This is a genomic window from Pseudarthrobacter siccitolerans (genome assembly GCF_001046895.1).
Lineage (GTDB): Bacteria > Actinomycetota > Actinomycetes > Actinomycetales > Micrococcaceae > Arthrobacter > Arthrobacter siccitolerans.
Genome location: NZ_CAQI01000042.1, coordinates 279,568 through 297,934, shown reverse-complemented (window position 1 = coordinate 297,934; position 18,367 = coordinate 279,568). Strand labels below are relative to the sequence as shown.

Here is an 18,367-nt window from a genome sequence, read left to right as displayed (position 1 = left end):
GTCTTCACCAACAGCGTCAGCGCCGATCCTGCCGAGCTGCCGCCGTCTAGGGCCGGCCGCAGGTGCAAAGCCTCACAGGGCTCCCGGAGGTCACCTCACTGTTGATGCATGTGGATACGTCAACCACTCAGGCATGTTTATCGTCCACGGGTGTACAGCGGGATTCCACCTATGCCACACGGGCGCGCTTAGAGCGACCTCGCCTGGGTCAAGGTGTCGTCGCCTGAGCAAATGATATTGCCATCAACGATGAGACGGTCTATGGCCTCGTTGATACGCCGATCAACCGTGGCTCCAGTTCTGGTCCAACCGAACACTCGGGCTATGCCTTGAACGACCTCCGACCGGCTGACAGCTCCAACGTCGCGGATGGTGAAGACTGCCGCCATGGCGAGTTCTTCCAGGTGCACCTGCTCGACCTTGCGGGCGACCCTCCCGATGGGAGTACGGACGGATGTCACGTCACTGCCGGGGATCATCAGGAAGTCGCCGTCGCGGATAACCTGTGCTCGTTGCACAGCGAGGTTGATGTTGCCGCGGATATTGGCGCCGATACGGCCGACGTTCCACCAGTGCCGGAGACGTTCGTAGGCGACGTCGAGGTGGAGTGGCGCTTCGTGTTCGACCAGTGTCTGGATGGCGTCGACCATGTGGAGATGGCTGCCGGCTTCGCCGGGGTCGACCCAGCGAGGCAGAGTCCGCACCGGCGCGAGCCGATATGGAGTGGTCCAGGTCGGGGACGCGGCGAAGTCTGCCTGTTCCGTCTCTATCACTGGCCGTTCGATCGCTACTGCCTTCTTTGTACGGCTTTCGATGGGTGCGTTGATGGCGTCCTGGATGGCGGCCAGCAGGCGGCGTTCCTCGGTGGCGCGGTCGCGGTACCAGGCTGTGCCCCATATGCGGTGAAGTCGCCAACCGAGGCCGGTGAGGATTTGGTCGCGGAGCCTGTCGCGATCGCGTGCGGCAGGAGCTGAGTGGTACTGGTAGCCGTCGCATTCGATACCCATGGCGAACATGCCTGGGTAGGCGGGGTGGCGTACGCCAATGTCGATGCGGAACCCGGCGGCCCCGACCTGCGGTTCGACAGTGTAGCCCCAGCCCTGCACGGCGGCAATCACGGATTCCTCGAAGGGTGAGTCTGGGTCGAGGCCTGTGGATGAGTAGGGGACGGCAAGGGTTTGTGATCCCTTCTCGGCGTAGTCGAGGTACGCCCGGAAGTACTCGACGTTCTCGTTGGTCGAGGGTGGGATCTGTCCTGCGTGCATGGAAGCGACGACCTCGACGCGTTGACGGGCGCGGGTGATTCCGACGTTCAGGCGTCGCCAGCCCTTGTCCTTGTTCAGGGCACCGAAATTCGTCGAGATCTTACCCGCTTCGTCGGGACCGTAACCGACCGAGAAGATGATCACGTCACGCTCGTCGCCTTGGACCTGTTCCAGTGCGCGGATGAAGAAGCCGTCGAGGCGGTCTTCGGTGTCGAAGAACCGGTCGAGGTCGCGCCGACGGACACGGGCCTCGTCTATGGCGTTCTGGACTGCGTCGGCCTGGGCGACGGAGAAGGTCACGACGCCGAGTGTGAGGTCGGGACGCTTCGTGAAGTGTTCGATGACGCGTTCGGCCACCTTGTCAGCTTCGATGGGGTTAAAGGCCCCGCCGCCGCGGCGGTACATGCCACGGGCGTGGAAGAACTCAACGCCCACGTTGTCGCCTTCGGTGTGGGACGAGGGGAAGGTCACAAGCTTTCCTTCGTAAAACTTGTAGTTAGAGAAGGCGATGAGGTCTTCATGCCGTGAGCGGTAGTGCCAGCGCAGACCGAGATTGTTGAACGCGCCGGAGGCTTTGGCGAGTTCAAGGATGGACTGGAAGTCCTTGACGTCGGTTTCCTCCTCGTCGTCATCGTCGGTATTGCGCTCGAAGAACGAGGTGGGCGGCAATTGCTTGTCGTCACCGGCGAGAATGAGGGACTTGCCTCGGTAGATGCAGTTGATGGCGTCGCCGGGCGTGACCTGCGAGGCCTCGTCGAAGATGACGACGTCGAACTCCATGTCAGAGGGTAGGTACTGCGAAACCGCCAGCGGCGACATCATGAAAATTGGCTTGATGCTGGGCGTGACGTTGCGGGTAAGCGACATGAGCTCGCGCACGGGCTTGTGCTTCTTCTGTTTGCCGCCCTCGCGGCGAATGACGGCTGGCTCGCCCATGGTGGTGTTCACGGGGCGGCGCGTGTTGGCGGCGAGAATGATGTCAGCGGTTGCCGCCTTGATCAGGTCACGATCGAGGGTGCGGTACTCCTCGATCAGCGCCTCGCGTTCGGTTGCGAGCAGAGGACGGAGACGCGCATCGCCCTGGATGACTGCGTCGGACCAGCCGCGCAGCAGAGCTTGCTTGACGACGTTGGGGACGTCGTGCTCGCTGAGCCGCTGCTCGATACAGAAGTCGACGGCGGTGTCGAGATCCCGCTTGGCGAGGTCCCCGTAAGCGCGCTGATAGTCGAACCATTCCTGCTGGCCAACCGTGTCGGCGCGCAAGTCGTTCATGAGCTCCACGGCATCGTGGAAGTCGTCGAGCTCCTCGGAGAGCTCGCGGTGACGGGTTGGGGCGAAGGCCTCGATCACGCGGTCGCGGGTCTGGGTCCACTTTTCGTAAGCAGGACGCATTGCGTCGACAGGTGTGGAAACACCGAGCGTCTTCACCTGCCCGGCAGTCAGGGGCCCGTTGGCGAGCGACCGGAGGCTGACTGCCCAGGCGATGGCCTCGTCGAGGGTTTCGAGGTCGGTGTCGCCGAAGTTGAAGTAGTCGCCCAGCACGCCCCGGTAGACCGCTTCGCCTGCGTGCAGTTCTTCGGTCGCGTGCCTTGCGTTGTCGGCGAGTGCGAGGAGGTGGTTGGCCTCGATGAGCGAGTGGTTTTTGCCTGTGACGCTCTGCACGGCACTGATGCGCGCCGCGGCCTGCCGCATGGGCTCGACATGGCCAGTAAGCCAGTCCACTACATGGCCGATGGGCTCGAAAATGAGTTCAGGACGGCCGGCCAACGCCGGACTGGGCTGGAGTCCCCGTTTCCACTCGTCGAAGTCGGCACGGGCGGTGTCGGCCACGATCTTGTGGGCGTGGTTGGAACTGCTGGTCGTCAGGTAGGTGACAAGCGGTGCCGGCACGTTGTTGTCGGTGAGAGTGAGAACCTCCTCGACGATGTTGAAGGCGGCATTGAGAGACTCGAAGTTGGTTTCCCGCCCTGTCCAATGTGCCCCAAGGGTCTCCCCGCGCGCGGCGGCGAAGTCCTCGAAGGCCTTGCTGCTCTCGCCCCATGCGATGGCATCGGAGAGGTGACCGATGCCGTTCTTGACGTCGGCGGCATTAACCAGCAGTCCGGCGACGGTCTTCTTGTCCGTGCGGTAGTTGCCGGACAGTTTCTTCAGGCCCTTGTGCAGATTTGTGAACCGGTCCTGTAGATCAGCCAGCGGTGCCTTCAGGGCTTCGGGGGTGAATACGGAAGATGCTTTGGCCTCAGCATCGTTCAAAGCGGTTACGTGGTCGCGGAGCGTAGTCGCGGTTGCGCGCGCCTCAGCCAATCCTGTGGGGGTAAACCAACTTCGGTCGGGTCTGGCGTTCTTCGTGTGTAGGTCGATGATGCGGGTTAGCCGGTCAACGTCGGTGAACATCGAGACCGGCGGGAGCCCAAGGCTGATGGCGAGCGAGGACAGGGACAACATCCGTTCGCCCAGCAAGTGCGCCTGGGCCTCGAAGAGGTTGGCAGTCGCGGTCAGATCAGAAGCCGGCACGGTCTGCAGGTCCACAGGGAATGGCGAGACCGTGACCGGGGCGGGGCTTGGTGTCATGGCCTCTGGTTGCGGCAGAGCGGTCCACGGAACGCCTGCGGCTTGCGTGACCGTCTTTTCAGCGTCCTTAAGGTGAGCCATTTGTCGGCCGAGGTCCGCGCGAATGGACATCAATGACTGCGTGGAGTCCGCGGTGAGCCATGGCTCCATCATGCCGCTGGTGTGTGGCCGATGCTGGTGTTCGATGAGCGCGATCAGTCGGGGTGTGTCGGACGGCTCCGTCAGGCTGAACGCGTCGACGACTTCGGCGTTGAGCGCGACCGTGCCGCGTAGCTCCTCGAGCGCAGACTCGGCCTGGTAAAGCCGAACTTCGAGTGACTGGTCGTCGACGACGTCGCGCCACAGGAACGACCTGCCTTGCACCGCGGGGCGCCACGCGCGAACAAGTTTCGACAAAGTCTCCTGGATCCCGAGGTACTCGGCCTCGGTGAGTTCGGTTGGGGCTTTCTCCGGGACTGGCGCGATTGGTGCCGTCGACAGTTTCGAGTACATGCCCAACACCTGGTGCAGGGACATGTTCAGCGGTTCGCGGACTTCGTTCATCGCAGCCGCGTAGTCGTTGAGCTGCTCTCGACGCTCCTTGACACCTTGTCGGGCCAGCGTCGGCATCGCCATCGGCGGCTTAGTGACGCTGTCCAGCGTCTTGAGCAGCTCGGTCGCCACTTCCTTGCGGCTCGCCTTGTGCGAGTGGAGCTCGAGAACATAGGTGCCGAGTCCTGCGGCGGCGAGACGGTTGCGCACCACATCGAGTGCCGCTATCTTCTCGGATACGAACAGGACCGTCTTGCCGGTGTGGAGTAGCGCACCGATCATGTTCGCGATGGTCTGGGACTTTCCGGTGCCCGGAGGGCCGTCCATGACGAATGTCTTGCCTGCAAGACTCGCAGCGACAGCCGCCCGCTGCGAGGAATCCGCGTCGAGCACGAGGGGTGTCACCTCTGGCGGGGCTAGCCTGTCGATGTCCAATGGGTCGATTGGGTCGAACTGGAACTCCGGCGACTGCTGAGTCGGGTCAGACGTAGCGATGGCCCGCACGATGGGGTGCTCGAGAATCTTGGCTTCGTTGTCGAGTAGGTCTTTGAACATGGCCTCCTTCGCGAAAGAGAACGTCGCCAAGTAAGTGGTGTCGCGCAGGGTCCAGCCGGTGAAGGTCTTGTTCTTCTCTAAGGCTCCTCGGACCGCTGCGAGCGTCTCGGAGACTCCGAGCCCCTCGATGTCCTCGGCTGTCGGCAGGTCGATGCCGAATTCTTTGAGGCGAAGTGCGAGTGCAGGATTGAGCACCGGGTCGTCTTCACCCTCGGTTATTCGCGGTGTGCCCTTCGGGCCCTCGGGCAGCAACTGGACGGGCACCAGCAGAATTGGCGAGAGCATTGCGGTGTCGTCGACGTCGGGCCAGTCCAGGAGGCCGAAGGCCACGTACAACACCGAGAGGCCCCGGTCGAGGAACTCTGCTGACGCCTTGCGCATGAGGTTGCGAACGACTGGACCGACTTCACCATCGGGCCGGGGGGCGTGAAAGAAGGTGCCTGCGGGCAGTGGGTTCGGCGCGTCCGGATCGCCCAGGTTGACGTCGCCACGGAATGCGTTCGTCTTGCCTGACTGGAGGCGGGCCAAAACCTCGTCCGGGGACGGCGAGTCGATGAGAAGCGAGGAAGCCTTCGGGGCGCGGAACTTGATGAGCGCGCTCTGTCGGGTCAGGCCAACCAGCCCGTCACGCCATACTTTGAGGGCCGCCTGATGCTGGCTCCACTGCGTCATTATCCCTCTTCTCGAATTTTCCCAACCGATCGCGCGTGCGTCGCACGGACCGCACTTCAGGCCGCACAATATAGTCACACATCAAAACGGCCCCGAAACCCAATATTGGCAAATCCTTGGCCAATATTGCGTCACCTCGGTAAAGGTCTGGGCCAAACTTAGAGTGCTTGGTAGGAAACGACACGACCTGGGCCTGCCTACTAATTGGGTTCCGCCGAGAGATCCTGCCGAGACGCCCGCAACCGGAGTCCGTCCAATATGACGCTCATTACCGGAACCGCGCCGGGGCGGAGCGGCCGGCCCGGTATTCGATACGCGCATCACCTTGAAAGTAGGCGAGTATGACACGTCACAGTTTTCCAAGGAGCTTGGCGTAAGCTCATCGCGCTCGGCCTCTTGTTTCGCGAGCGATGATCGCCTGCTCCGGGACCGCCGCGCGGTGCCTTCTCCGCGCTCTCATTGACGAAAGGGTGAGACCCGCACGCGAGGCCGCGACGGTGCTCCCGACACTTCACGGTCCGCGTTTCCAGGACGTTCAGTTCGTACAGGAGTCGACATGACGGCATCGCCGCCCTTGGGGAGGTCGGCAGGTAGATCGAAGGCTCAGTGAACGCTTTCGCCGCTGTGCAGTGACGAACTTTGCATGGACTGAATCGTGTGGCGAAACCAGCTCCAGCCGGGCCAATGCCTGCTTCTCCTCCCCCAGTGCATTCGTCACCGTGTTCCCGCGCCCGCCTTCGGACAGACGCCCGGATCGTTCTACCGGTAGGTGCGACGGCTGAGATGCCAGATCCTTGCCACATGAAGCAACAAACGGCGACAGCCAGACCGGTGCTGACCTAGACTGACACCGTTTGAACCACTACAACAGGACCCGCCGTCAATGACGGCGGGTCCTGTTGTTTCGCCGCGGGATCAGGTTCGCCACCAGCGCGGAAGCAGCACCTGAGCTGACCTGTTCAACCCCCGCAAGGCCACTCCGAAAACAGGCCAGCGATGCCGTACTGTTTGGCGTTGGCGCTACTGGCGAACCTCAGTCTCCGGGTGATGCTTCACGACCCACTCGGCCATGCGACGCCCACGTGCTGCGATGAACTCCAACGACTTTTCGCGATACGTCACGTACTCCGCGGTTGTGGCGGGTGTCCCGGAGCGCTTGAAGTTGTCGAACGGCAGGAAAAACTGCACCCCGTCATAGTCGGGCGTCACGAGGTCCTGGAAGTGGAAGAACTCCACGAACTCCTTGAACCCGTCAAAGAGAACGGTGTCGTGAAGTAATATCTATCTTTTTCCGGTGAATGAGAGCACGGAGGCACCTATCAAGCGCCTGAACTCCTGATTGCTAACTAGGAGGTTGAGGACCCGGTCAACTTCCCAACCTAACGCAAGTGCGAATGCGGCAGCCATTGCGTAGGCCTGTTCCTTCGAGTCGTCCCGGCTAATCCTGCCCGAGTGCCACATTCGCCCAAAATGAGTCAGTGCTTCCTCGCCTTCGGAACGCGTAATGCTAAAACTCAAATCCTCGGCAGTAAAAATCCGCTCGTTGGCGTCGTCTGCGTGGGCCAAGCTAACTCCTAGAGTTCCGCGTGAACGATGGCACATCCATTCTAGCGGGCGTCTTTGCCTTGGCCTTTCCTCGATTGAACCGGAACGAAACCGCTGAGCCCACACCGAATCAAATGCTCTGTCAATGCTAGGAGAAGCCTTTCTGAAGAATTACTACAGAAGGGACACCTATGAATGACAGTCCAGTTGAGACCTTGATCAGTTATGAATGTAGGAATGGGGAGATCTTGGAGCGACCTGAAGCCGCAGAGCATTCGCAGGGCTCGCGCTGTGGCATGAGCTCGGTAGTGAGGAATTCATTTCTCGCACCAGGTTCGGGGAGTCCAACAGGTACGTCGTAGTTGATCGCGGTCAGGCAATCGCCAGCAAGCCGCTGGTTGCTATGGCGTTCCAGCTGCAATTCGGCTGTGGAAAGGATGGACCGCGTCGATTGTCGGGAGGCGAACAGACCCGTGCAACCTTGAGTCGTCATGGCTTCGAGCTGGGCGGACATACATGGGGAAGCATCTACACGCACAGCGCAACTGACCAAGGTCTCCGTCGGCCCGGACACAAAGTTTTGGTGGGTCAAGCAGTCTGTGAACTTTGACCCGGTCTATGGTGGTGGGACCCCTTTGGGCGCCTCTGAAGGACCGTCGCGGCCAGCAAGTCGACCACTGGCGCACCTTGGACCGTGTCCTTCCAGGCGACCTTGTCATTCACTACGCCCGTCCAGAGGTTAGGGCCATTGGCCGGGTGGCAACCAGGCCGCAGCCTGCCTACCCACCCCGCGGCTACGACGACGTGGCCGCCAACACGAAGGGCACGTTGGTGCTTACCGAACCCTTGCTTGACACACGGGTTCCCCGGGACGAGGCGCTCGCGATTCTCGAGCAAGGCAAGGGTCCGGTCACCGGGGGTAGGACCCTGAGGAATATTACGATCTTGGTCCGGGTTCCTACAGCTCCGCCGTCGATGGATCGACCCGGCGGCGAGCGGACCGCCCCAGATTGAGTTGGACACCGTGGCCTCGCAATTTCGACATCTCCCTGCTCTTAAGCATCAGCGGGTTTCATCGTTCCTTTGCAAGTCGGGTACCCGGTGCAGCCGAAGAACCGCCCGTAGCGCCCTTTGCGTTCCCTCATCGTGTGTTTCTTGCATTTCGGGCAGACAACTGGGGTGATATCGTCGCCTGTCGCCGATCGGATCTTGACGACACGATCTCCGACCAGCTCGAGGAGGAACGCTGATTCCCTACCGGCGCGCGTGACCAGGAGCGCCGAGCGCTTGGCACGCGTCAGTGCGACATAGAACAGGCGTCGTTCTTCTGCGTGTGGGTAGGAGTCGGGGGCGGCCATGGCCAGTTGCAGGAGAGCATCATCCTCGACAATGCTGGGGAATCCGTTCCTCTCAAGGCCGAGCACAACGACGTAGTCTGCCTCCTTTCCTTTCGAGGCGTGTACGGTGTTGAACTCGATGGTCAGGTTGGCGTATCTGGCTTCCAGCGCCGAGGTGACATCGTCCTTGGACCGGGAGTACCGGCCGAGCAGCAGCACAGTGGCTGGCTCAGTGAGCTCTGAGTCAAGGGTTGCCAGGTACTGCCGAACGGCCGATCCGTAGTGGCTGCGCTCCCGTACACTGACAGCGCATACGGTCTCGTCAGCCTCCGGCGCTGAAGATCGGACGTTCTTGGAGATTTGATTGGGGTTTTTCATCACGAACCCACCGGCGACATCGCACAGGGACTGCGGGGACCGGAAGGTGCGGTCCAGCCAGATGGTGGACGCTGTCCCGAACCAATTATCGAAGCGGGTCATCACACTGAGGTCTGAGCCCGCGAACCTGTTGATGGACTGCCAGTCGTCGCCGACCGCGTACAGGTAGTTTCCAGGAGTCTTCATCAGCGCCCTCACCAGCACCGCGCGTGCGGCGCTGGTGTCCTGCATCTCGTCGACCATGACGAGCCGGTATGGACTCGTCCACCGGCCCGACTCGACGTGATCGGTTGCGAGATTCAGCATGTCCTCGAAATCGATCTGGCCCGCAGCGCGGAGCTGGCTGTCCCATTCGGCGAGGATGACGCCGTACAGGCGAGTGAAGAGCCTGGCCCGCAAGGTTCGGCCGGCCCGCTGCGTCAGCACGTCAGGGGTGAGGCGGTTGCCCTTCGCGTGTGTCATGAAGGACCGCATCAGCGCCACCATCGCCTGGTCGCTGATCGGCGGTTCCCCGGGTGCCTCCCTGAAGGGGTCTTCCTCGAGCTGGATTCCGTGCCGGCGGAGCTCCTGCTCGAGGTGCTCGAACCCGGACCCGTCCCGGATGGTCGCCGAAGTTGTCTCGATCAGCCGAGTGCCGTAACGGACGTGAGTGTGCCGCCGCCACGCCATACTCTCGGCATACCCGTCAAAATGTGGCGGCGGGTTGCCGTCGACACCGAGCGCCCAGTGCTCATGCCACACATCGATGTCCGGGTAGTAGAAATCAGGCTGGTACTGCCGGTGGTGTGCGTCCGCGACGTCGTACGCGTAGGGACGTTCGTATTGGTAGCGGACGCCGTTGAGGAAGAGCCAGTTGGCGATCATCACCTCTTCCTGGCTCTTGACGATCTCCCCTGCGAGAGTACCGAAGCCGCTGGTACCTGTGTTCCTGTCCGACTTCTCAGGATCGGCTTCATCACCGAGATCCGGAAGCTGCCGGCCGAAAACGAGCCGGAAGAGGTCCCAGTCCCGCCGGAAGGCCTGGTCCCGGTCACGGAGCCCATCAACGATCGCCGCGAGCCGCCCGATCCCGTTGTCCGCGGTCAGGTCATCGGGAAGGGACGGCTTGCGGTCAGTGGCCTCGCCGATGATACGCAGCCCGAAGGCATGGAACGTGCTCGACGCTACGCCGGCACCATCATTGCCGAGGCGGGAGACGAGACGGTCCGAGAGTTCGCCGGCTGCCTTTTTGTTGAAAGCAAGAGCAAGAATCTCGGTCGGCTCTGCGATGCCGCGCTGGATCGCGTAACCGGCGCGCGCCACCATCGTCGAGGTCTTCCCCGAGCCCGCGGCTGCGATCACACGCACCCGGTTGTCGAAGCAGACCGTCGCCCTCGTCTGCTCTTCCGTCAACGGCGACTTCTCGACCTTGCGGAAGAAGTCGGCAAGGTCGTTTTTCTCCCACTCCAGGAACGCCTCGTTCCTCTGGGCAGCCCACTTTGGCAAGTCAGTGGTGCGGCAGGCGTCGACTGCGGCACGCTGGTCCTCACGTTTACCATTGGGAAGCCCGGAGAGCCTCGGATCACTGTCTACAGCCAGCCACACAGCGACGTCCGGACGGGAGCCCTCGAGCGCGGCGATCGTGTCCTGGTCCGCCCACCGGAGTCGGTCCATCACATCCCGGACCCGGGACCACCACAGGCTGGCCGCCTCGCCCTGCTCCTCAGCCTTTGAGAGCAGGGCGGCGAGATGCCGTCGCTCGTCGAGCTCGGAGTGGTACGCAGCCGCGACCTCCCGCAACGCGCGTCGAGAAAGCCCGTTGAGCACCGTTTCTGTTCTATGGACGTGGGTGATGATGAGCTGCCTTGAGCCCTCATCGACAGCGAGCCGCTGAACATCCATTACATCGGCATCGACCTCTCGGGGGATCCCGCGGACCTGCAGACGACCCTCGCCTATCGACAGCCCCCATGACCCCGCGCCCCTAAACGCTCGCGCCCACCAGCCTGGCTTCCATTCCGTCATGCTCCCCCTGAACATGTTCAATAACCGGCCATTTGCCCTCTTTCCACGGTATCAGCGAGGAATTGTGTGTCGTCGAGTGCGTTCACCGGGTTCGTGATGATCTGCAGCCTACAGGCAACACGACCAAACCGAGCGGGACGGGGGCAATCCTTCGCACCAGGTCTCTTCCCGCCGGGCCCGTCTCCACAAGACATGGTTTCGGCCGCTGTCAAGGCAGGGAGTTTCTCGGCTTAGGGTTGTCGTTGAACCATTGGGGTCAGATCATATGACCATGGGGAGAATACTGGACGGCGCAGCCGATGATGTCCGACGTCGACTTGAGGCTCTGGGTGCGCCTCCTGCGATTGCTATCGCTATGGGACAGGTAGCCTACTTGCCTCGTAACAGCAGGATCCCCGGTATTCCCCAACCGATAGTTGGAAGAGCAGAAGCGGCCTGGTTGATCAGCAAGTACGAGGAGCAACTCGAGAACGACCAGGATCCCTTCGCCAGGGCAGCTCTCGTCCAGGAGATGTGTGATCGGGTATTCGGCGCGGCCGGCGGCGCTGTATTCGATGCTGGGTATCCGGCAGGAACAGCGGAGCGCGAAGTAAAAGCGATGGCGGAAGGAGCGGACCGCTACTTCGAGACAGTCGACCTGTCCTTCCTCGGGGATCGAGTAATGCTCCCTGCTACCTACGTATCTGGGGAAGGGGCAGAAGAGCGGCGATGGGATGGCTGGATCATTACAAAGGACGGTGTAATCGGATTCTTCGAGGAAAGCGACCTCTTGGCGGATGACCCTGCCGAAGGGAGCCCCATACTTGCTCAGCTTGGAGAACTCAACGCCTGCTCCATATTGATGCCCGCCTCGTCCGCTCCGGCGCTCAGCCATATCGACTATCAAGGGCCTTCGAACAATCTCATTGCCTCGCTCCGGTTCCGTGACGGCAATCGAATGCGCATCGCGGTCTGGCTGGAAGGGCTCCCACCAAACCTCTACGGCGAGGCGATGGAGGGTACATCCGAGCTACTTCGGATTATTGATAAAGCCCTGACTCCCAGCCTGCACAACACGTCAACGGACCACATACCGCTGCGCCCGGAGCCCAAACATATCCAGGATTCAAGGCCTGCCGTCCGAATACCTGACCTTGCGGATGCGCGGTCTCTGCCGGCCTTTGACGCCGCCATGGAAGAGCTGTCGTTTAGGTACTTTGAAAACGGCAACAACCCCCGGATGCTGTGGCCGCTTATGGAGCAGTACCTTCAACCCATGCTCTACCGGTACTCCTTGAGGACCTACATGACCAATGACGAAGTGGATGGTCAATGGCTCATTGAGAAGTACATCTCATACGCGGGACAAAGCCTGTGCTTGCTTCAACACAGTAATCATCACCGGCAGCAGGGTGATCTGGCCGCATCCGAACACGCGGCCCTAAAGGACTTCATCCTCGACTCCACACAGGAGATGTACGGTCTGGTCGTTTGCGCCATTCAGAATGCGGGCAGAGAACGACCGATTTCCTTTGACGGGTCGCCACTGGAGTGGAACCGCGAGCTTCTCGCATACCTAACAGCGAAGCTTAATGAAATTGCGTCGGCCCAGGACCCCAACGATCCGATTCGTTTGGCGCAGCAAATGATGAAGGGCGATGGAGCTCTATAGTCAGCAGACCTTGGCCGGCTACGAACTTGGCGGGGGCGCTGGCCCGCTATGCGACCAGGTTCCTCGTGGCATCGCTGACAGTGGCGGGCCTCAGGTGATTCCGAGTTTGCCGGCTCGCCCGCCCTTGATGCCATGGTCCTTGCCGTAGCGCCACAGGATGGCGTCCATGATGCGCAGTTCGGAAACGGGTGTCTGGACCTCAGAAAGCTTGTGAATGCGCCCCAATCGTCCAGCAAGGTCCGGGTCTTGCATGAAGAGGTTGTGCCAATTCATCCACTGGCCTTCAGAGGTGCCTTTGCCCACGACTGCCCCAATTACTTTGTCCCAGATGGGGATGAGATGCGGTCGCTTCCTCGCCATGATCTTGCTGGCTGTGGTGGCCCCGACATCCCAGCGCGTTTTGGGTGTGCGTCTCAGCTCCTGCCAGAGCAGCCATGAGGGGCTGCCCTCCCCGAGAGTGGCTTCTGCTTCCGCGACCGTGAGGTCGCTCATCTTCACGTCGGTGCGTATATCAGCCAGGAGATTTCGTATATTCGTCGCTAACGGCTGTTCCTGCAGCCCGATGATGGCCTGGGCCGGAACTTTGACGCTGAGCATTGACACGGCGACAGCGTCGCTATCGGTGATCCTGTCCCTGACATCAGGGCCGTCTCCGCGGTTAGCCCATTCATCAAAGTAGCTGCCTGTACTGAGCAGCCCCGTCTTTGTGGATGGTGCGAGGTAGTAGCGCCGGAGCAGTTCGGCTGCGGCTTCGACGTTCTCTTCTTTCAGGATGGCTGGTAGTTCCATGAATCCCCCTATGGCTTCAATGCGCGGACTATAACTCTGAGACGTTGCCGGGTAGTCAGTCCGCATGGCGAACCTCGATCTCGCGGTGGTTTTCCTTGACCCACTCAGCCATCCGACGGTTCCGAGCCGCGATGAACTCGAGCGTGGCCTCCCGGTACGTTACGTACTCGTCTTTTGTGGCCGGCATCCCTGAACGCTTGAAGTTGTCGAAGGGAAGGTAGAACCGAACCTCTTCGTAGTCGGGCGTCACGAGGTCTTGAAAGTGGAAGAAGTCCACGAACTCCTTGAATCCGTCGAAGAACGCAAAGAAGTCCGCGTACGCGTTGATGACATTGGCCAGTGGGCTCTCCGGTTCTCCTGCGTAATGACGCCGGATGCACTCCAGGGTCAGATCCATCCGGTCGGCGATGAGCGACCTGAGCCCCCTCGCCTGGTTCATCGTGGGTCGGTCCTTCTTCCTGACGGGCCAGATCATCGCACTGCCGATGGTGTACGGCGGCTTCAGGTAGCGGGCCCGCTGCTCCTCATTCAGCGAGGCGATGGCGTTCGCCAGAGACGCCGTACGTGCCCGGCCGGTGTAGGAGTGGGTGATGGCGTCACTGCCGTACCAATGCATCACTCTGGAGGGGTCGGTGAAGATGAGGTAGCCGTCCGTACGCTTCGGCCGCGCGGTCGGTTCGAAGAGGACGCCGGAGTTCAGCGTCTTGGTCCACAGCAACTGATGGTCCGCCCGGAGCCTTGGACTGCCACTGTCCGGGTCAGTCCCTGGAGGGGTGTCGGTCTGGTAGTCGAACGAAGTATCGAAGACGCGCGGCTGTTGCTGCTGCGGGTATTCCGGATTGCTCAAGGTTCCCCCAAAGACCAGAGTTGTAAGACGCTCAAATCCGATGGTTGGTTCCGCAAATTTCGCGGCCGTCGGCTTTGCCCCACATTAGGTGCCACTTCCTGATATTGAAACCCCAGGTGCCCCACTGACCGTCGGCAATGCCATGTTCCCGGCGGTTCTGATTGTGTGCCCATGAAGCCGCTCTTTTAGGGAATTCTTCCCATGTCCTGTACGTTGCAGGATCGGTAATACCCCCTGACAGAGAAGAGATGCACTTTCGTGGCAACCGATTACGATGAACTGCGCACTGACGTCAAGGAATCCCAGGAAAACTCCCTGGAGGCCCTGAAGACTGCTAAAGCCCCTGATGCGAAATCCGTGGTTCAGGAGCTCGACGAGGCTGACGCCCTGGACGGCCTGACCCCTGGTGGCGAGTTCATTGCCGAAGAGCTCGTCGTCCAGGTCATCCCGCAGGCTGACGATGAGTTCACCTGCTATTCCTGCTTCCTGGTCCGCCACCGTTCTCAGAAGGCGAGCGAGAAGGACGGCCATGCCTACTGCGTCGAGTGTGTTGGCTGAGCGGTTTTGGCCGGCTGTCCCGGAGCATATCTGGGACAGCATCCGCGAAGAATTCACCCTGCCGACAGCGGCAGACCTGGAGACGCATTTCCAATCCCTCGGCGACCCGGAGGCCATGCGCCGGGCAGTTCGGGTATTCATCGGCGTTGAAACCTTCTGCCCGGGCTTCCAGCTCAAAGATGGGCTCTTCCACGAACCTGTGTTGCGTCTCTTTGATCAGGCGATGAGCCTGAAGGTTCCTCACAATGTGTTCGCCGCCTGGATGGTCAGCCCACTCCCGGCAGAATCCCGTTCCCGGCCAGTGGACATACTGGGCAGAAGGACGCTGCTCCAGAGCTCCTTGGTCGCCTTTGGTGACAGGTACCGGCCGGCCGAGAGGCGCAACTAACGGCTTGGCTCTGCCTGGCCCTTAAGCTGCTGGGTTAGCACATCAAATTCGTCCACTCCAAGGACCTCCATGTGTTGCTCCGCGCTGGTCTCGGAGCGGATACGATCTGTGACCTGACGGCTCCCTGCAAGCGCATTCTCATCATCCCAAAGCGTTATCGAGAGTGATGTGTTTTCTTTGCCCAGCAGGTAATAGATTCCCCTGCATCCTGGCAAGGCAAGCACTCGGCTGACGGTTTCTTCTGAAGGTGCTCCGGTGCTGTCAGATGCGGTCCGGTACGTGCTGACGCGAGCGAACATTGTGTTTTGTCCTCCGATAGCCATTGGTCAAGCCTCCACCCCACACGAACTGTTGGTGGCAGGCTCGTGAGGCTTTGCCTCCCCCACTAGTAAGGACCCGGGCCGGTGGAAGTGCAAGGCTGGTCCCCACCTCGACCATATGAGTGGTCTGCGTTCCTGCGGAGCCCCTGCTTTTGCATTCCGCAGTGTCGGTGTGGCAATGATGAAGATCGCTAGTGTCGCCTCTCATTTGAGGAGTCTCAGTTGACCACCCGCTTTGACCGGGGGTCTTCTCCCTACAAAAAAGTGCTTTCACCGCGCTCCGGCATAAAGTGTCCACCTCTGGTTTAGGGGAGGGAGCAGGAGTAGCGTCGACCGAAGAATTGGCAGCGAGATCTGCGCCCTATAGGGCCCAAGATATGCGGCGTCGGTCTGTAGAGGGGACTGGGATGGCTGGGTGGAATGCGGATACGGCTGCCGGGCCGTTGGGGCCCGGGGCGGTCACTTTGGTGGAGGGATCATCGTTTTGCATCTCCCTATCGAACGGGGATATGTACTCCGACCATCCTCATGGTCTCTTCGTTCAAGACACCCGCATCCTGTCTGGCTGGCGGCTAACGGTTGACGGTCAGCCTCTTGAGCCGCTGGCTGCGGAGACGAAGACGCCGTACCGGGCACTGTTCGTCGGCCGGGTTCCCCGCTCCGACGGGTCTGCGGACAGCGCTCTGATTGTCGAGCGACTGCGGGAACTGGGAGCCGGAATCCAGGAGCGGATTACCATCCGCAACTACTCCCCGGCGTCGGCCGAATGCATGGTTGCCCTGAGCATTGAGGCGGACTTCGCGGACGTCTTCGAGGTGAAAGAAGCACGAATCCAGCGGCGCTGGGACGAGGCCCGCCAGTCCGACAGCGAGACGCTGGCTATCCGGGCTTTCTGGCAGGACGTCAAGAAGAGCGTCACAATTGAGGCCCCCGGAGCAGACATTACGCCGGAGGCCCTCACCTACCAGGTGTCCGTACCGCCGCACGGTCACTGGAGCACCGTCCTGACGGTGGTACCCAGCGCAGAGGGAAACCGTCCGGCGGCCGCATTCGTCCATTTTGACGCCGACGGGTTGTCCCCCCGGGACCGGCGCAGAAAGGAATGGGTGGCCAAGATCCCGGTGCTGCACATGGGAAACCCCTCCATCGAACGGACCCTTCGCCGCAGTTACGATGATCTCGGCGCCCTCCGCATCGAGGACCCGGACCATCCGGACCGGGTGGTGGTCGCCGCCGGGGCACCCTGGTTCATGACCTTGTTTGGCCGGGACTCGTTGTGGGCATCTGTCATGGCAATGCCCGTGGACCCGTCCCTGGCCCTGGGCACCCTGCAGACCTTGGCGGACCGTCAAGGGATTGTGGTGGACCCCATGAGCGAGGAGGAGCCCGGCAAGATCCTGCACGAGATCAGGCTCGATGTCTCCAGCGGGCTTTCCCTGGGTGGCAAGTCCGCGTACTACGGCAGCGTCGATGCCACTCCCCTGTTCGTGACGGTGCTGGCATCGGTGAGCCGGTGGGGGTTCGCCAAGGAAACGATCGCGGCGCTGCTGCCCCACGCGGACCGTGCACTGGACTGGATCCGGGACTACGGCGACAAGGACGGCGATGGGTTCGTCGAGTATGAGCGTCTCAACCCCCAGGGGCTGATCAACCAGGGCTGGAAGGACTCCTGGGATGGCGTCAACTTCGCCGATGGCACCCTGGCCAAGCCGCCGATCGCGCTCTGCGAGGTGCAGGCTTACGTCTACAGCGCGTATGTGTCGCGCGCTTGGATGGCGTACGACGCCGCCGATATGGCTTTGGCGGATCAGCTCACTGACCGGGCGGCGCAGCTGAAGAAACAGTTCAACGAGCAGTTCTGGATTCCTGAGCGCGGATACTACGCCATCGCTCTCGACGGCAACAAACGGCAGGTGGATGCCTGCGCCTCAAACATGGGCCACTGTCTATTCCTCGGCATCGTCGACGAGGACAAGGCTCAACAGGTAGTTGAACGGCTCATGTCACCGGAGATGTTCAGCGGCTGGGGAGTGCGCACGCTGGCCAGCGATATGGGCGCCTACAACCCCGCGAGCTACCACAACGGCTCGGTCTGGCCCCACGACAATGCGATCATCGCGGCTGGTCTGCTGCGGTACGGCTTCGTGGCCGAGGCGCAACAGATCGCCACTGCCCTGCTGGAGGCGGCCGATTACTCCGACGGCCGGCTACCGGAATTATTTTGCGGTTTCAGCCGGGAGCAACTCACTGCGCCTGTCCCCTATCCAACGGCCTGCTCACCCCAGGCGTGGGCGGCGACTACGCCGATCCGGCTAGTAACGAGCCTTATGCGGTACGACGCCCACGTGTCCCGTGGAGGCCTCTGGATGGATCCTGTGCTCCCGGAATCCTTCGGCGACCTGCACATCACTAACGCACCGATGGCAGGGGGCCGGATCACAATCGACATCACCAATTCCGTACCCACTGTGCAGGGGCTTCCCGAAGGAATGGTCTTTCACTACGGGCACCGGCCATGGATGACCGAACTCGTGGAGGAGGCAGACCGCCGCAAGAACGAGTAACCGGGGCCGGCCCGAAGTAATTGCTGCCCTGCGCTGCAGGCTGGGCGCGACTGCTCGATTGTTGAGCTGTTCCAGCCTGCAGCGCACTGATCGGTGGATCACCCCGCTTCGCGGTCCGTTTCAGGCAGCATCAATCGGTGCGGAACTTCCGGGTGTTCAACTCTTCGGATTCTTCCAGCAACTCATGCCGATGGTGGAGTAAGAACTCGTGGCGATAGTGAAGTCCAATCCAGGGTGACGCGCACAGTTCGTCGATGTTGATGGCTTCTCGGGGTGTTGACGCATTTCCTGCAGCGGGAATCAGTTCGGCCGGACGTGCCCGGCCGGCCAGTCGAACAGGTCGGTTGGGAGATGCTTGTCGTCCGGACATATTGCCTTCTCTCTATCAGTAG

Annotated in this window: 10 protein-coding genes; 4 read left to right on the top strand and 6 right to left on the bottom strand. The window is 61.3% G+C overall.

From position 1 onward, the window contains the following. Nucleotides 1-188: 188 nt before the first annotated feature. The 3 genes from ARTSIC4J27_RS10575 to ARTSIC4J27_RS10555 all read right to left on the bottom strand — a co-directional run bounded on the left by ARTSIC4J27_RS10575 (nt 189) and on the right by ARTSIC4J27_RS10555 (nt 10,858). Entirely contained in the window at nt 189-5,594 is a 5,406-nt protein-coding gene (locus ARTSIC4J27_RS10575) for a DUF3320 domain-containing protein (RefSeq protein ID WP_050055145.1), read from the bottom strand. Nucleotides 5,595-6,614: 1,020 nt separating this feature from the next. Further along, nucleotides 6,615-6,875 (bottom strand): DUF6994 family protein, encoded by a 261-nt coding sequence (locus ARTSIC4J27_RS10570; RefSeq protein WP_407681126.1) that lies wholly within the window; start codon nt 6,873-6,875, stop codon nt 6,615-6,617. Nucleotides 6,876-8,194: 1,319 nt separating this feature from the next. Then, nucleotides 8,195-10,858, bottom strand: coding sequence for a UvrD-helicase domain-containing protein (locus ARTSIC4J27_RS10555; protein WP_161799568.1), 2,664 nt, complete (start codon nt 10,856-10,858; stop codon nt 8,195-8,197). A 439-nt stretch (nt 10,859-11,297) separates the two neighbouring features. Here ARTSIC4J27_RS10555 and ARTSIC4J27_RS10550 point away from each other — a divergent pair, with 439 nt between their 5' ends. Beyond that, nucleotides 11,298-12,509, top strand: a complete 1,212-nt coding sequence (locus ARTSIC4J27_RS10550) for a hypothetical protein (RefSeq protein ID WP_050055140.1) — start codon at nt 11,298-11,300, stop codon at nt 12,507-12,509. A gap of 90 nt (nt 12,510-12,599) precedes the next feature. Here ARTSIC4J27_RS10550 and ARTSIC4J27_RS10545 read toward each other — a convergent pair whose 3' ends face one another. Together ARTSIC4J27_RS10545 and ARTSIC4J27_RS10540 are read right to left on the bottom strand one after the other, a co-directional pair. Next, a complete protein-coding gene (locus ARTSIC4J27_RS10545) occupies nt 12,600-13,298 on the bottom strand; it encodes a DUF6308 family protein (protein WP_152683840.1) in 699 nt (232 codons plus the stop codon). Between the two features lie 55 nt (nt 13,299-13,353). After that, the gene (locus ARTSIC4J27_RS10540; protein ID WP_050055138.1) at nt 13,354-14,145 is read right to left on the bottom strand and encodes a DUF6994 family protein; all 792 of its coding nucleotides are present in this window, start codon (nt 14,143-14,145) and stop codon (nt 13,354-13,356) included. Nucleotides 14,146-14,403: 258 nt separating this feature from the next. Here ARTSIC4J27_RS10540 and ARTSIC4J27_RS10535 point away from each other — a divergent pair, with 258 nt between their 5' ends. Beyond that, the gene (locus ARTSIC4J27_RS10535; RefSeq protein WP_050055137.1) at nt 14,404-14,703 is read left to right on the top strand and encodes a DUF4193 domain-containing protein; all 300 of its coding nucleotides are present in this window, start codon (nt 14,404-14,406) and stop codon (nt 14,701-14,703) included. Then, a complete protein-coding gene (locus tag ARTSIC4J27_RS10530; RefSeq protein WP_050055136.1) occupies nt 14,693-15,091 on the top strand; it encodes a hypothetical protein in 399 nt (132 codons plus the stop codon). The genes ARTSIC4J27_RS10535 and ARTSIC4J27_RS10530 overlap by 11 nt, the downstream gene beginning before the upstream one ends. On the opposite strand, the gene ARTSIC4J27_RS10525 is transcribed toward ARTSIC4J27_RS10530, so the two are convergent. Continuing rightward, nucleotides 15,088-15,414: a hypothetical protein gene (locus tag ARTSIC4J27_RS10525; RefSeq protein ID WP_235436635.1), complete on the bottom strand. Its 327-nt coding sequence runs from the start codon at nt 15,412-15,414 to the stop codon at nt 15,088-15,090. The two genes, ARTSIC4J27_RS10530 and ARTSIC4J27_RS10525, sit on opposite strands and share 4 nt — an antisense overlap. A gap of 404 nt (nt 15,415-15,818) precedes the next feature. Between ARTSIC4J27_RS10525 and ARTSIC4J27_RS10520 the strand changes: the two genes are divergently transcribed. After that, nucleotides 15,819-17,975 carry an amylo-alpha-1,6-glucosidase gene (locus tag ARTSIC4J27_RS10520; protein WP_050055135.1) on the top strand — a complete coding sequence of 719 codons (2,157 nt, stop codon included), beginning with the start codon at nt 15,819-15,821 and terminating at the stop codon, nt 17,973-17,975. The last annotated feature ends 392 nt before the right edge of the window (nt 17,976-18,367 follow it).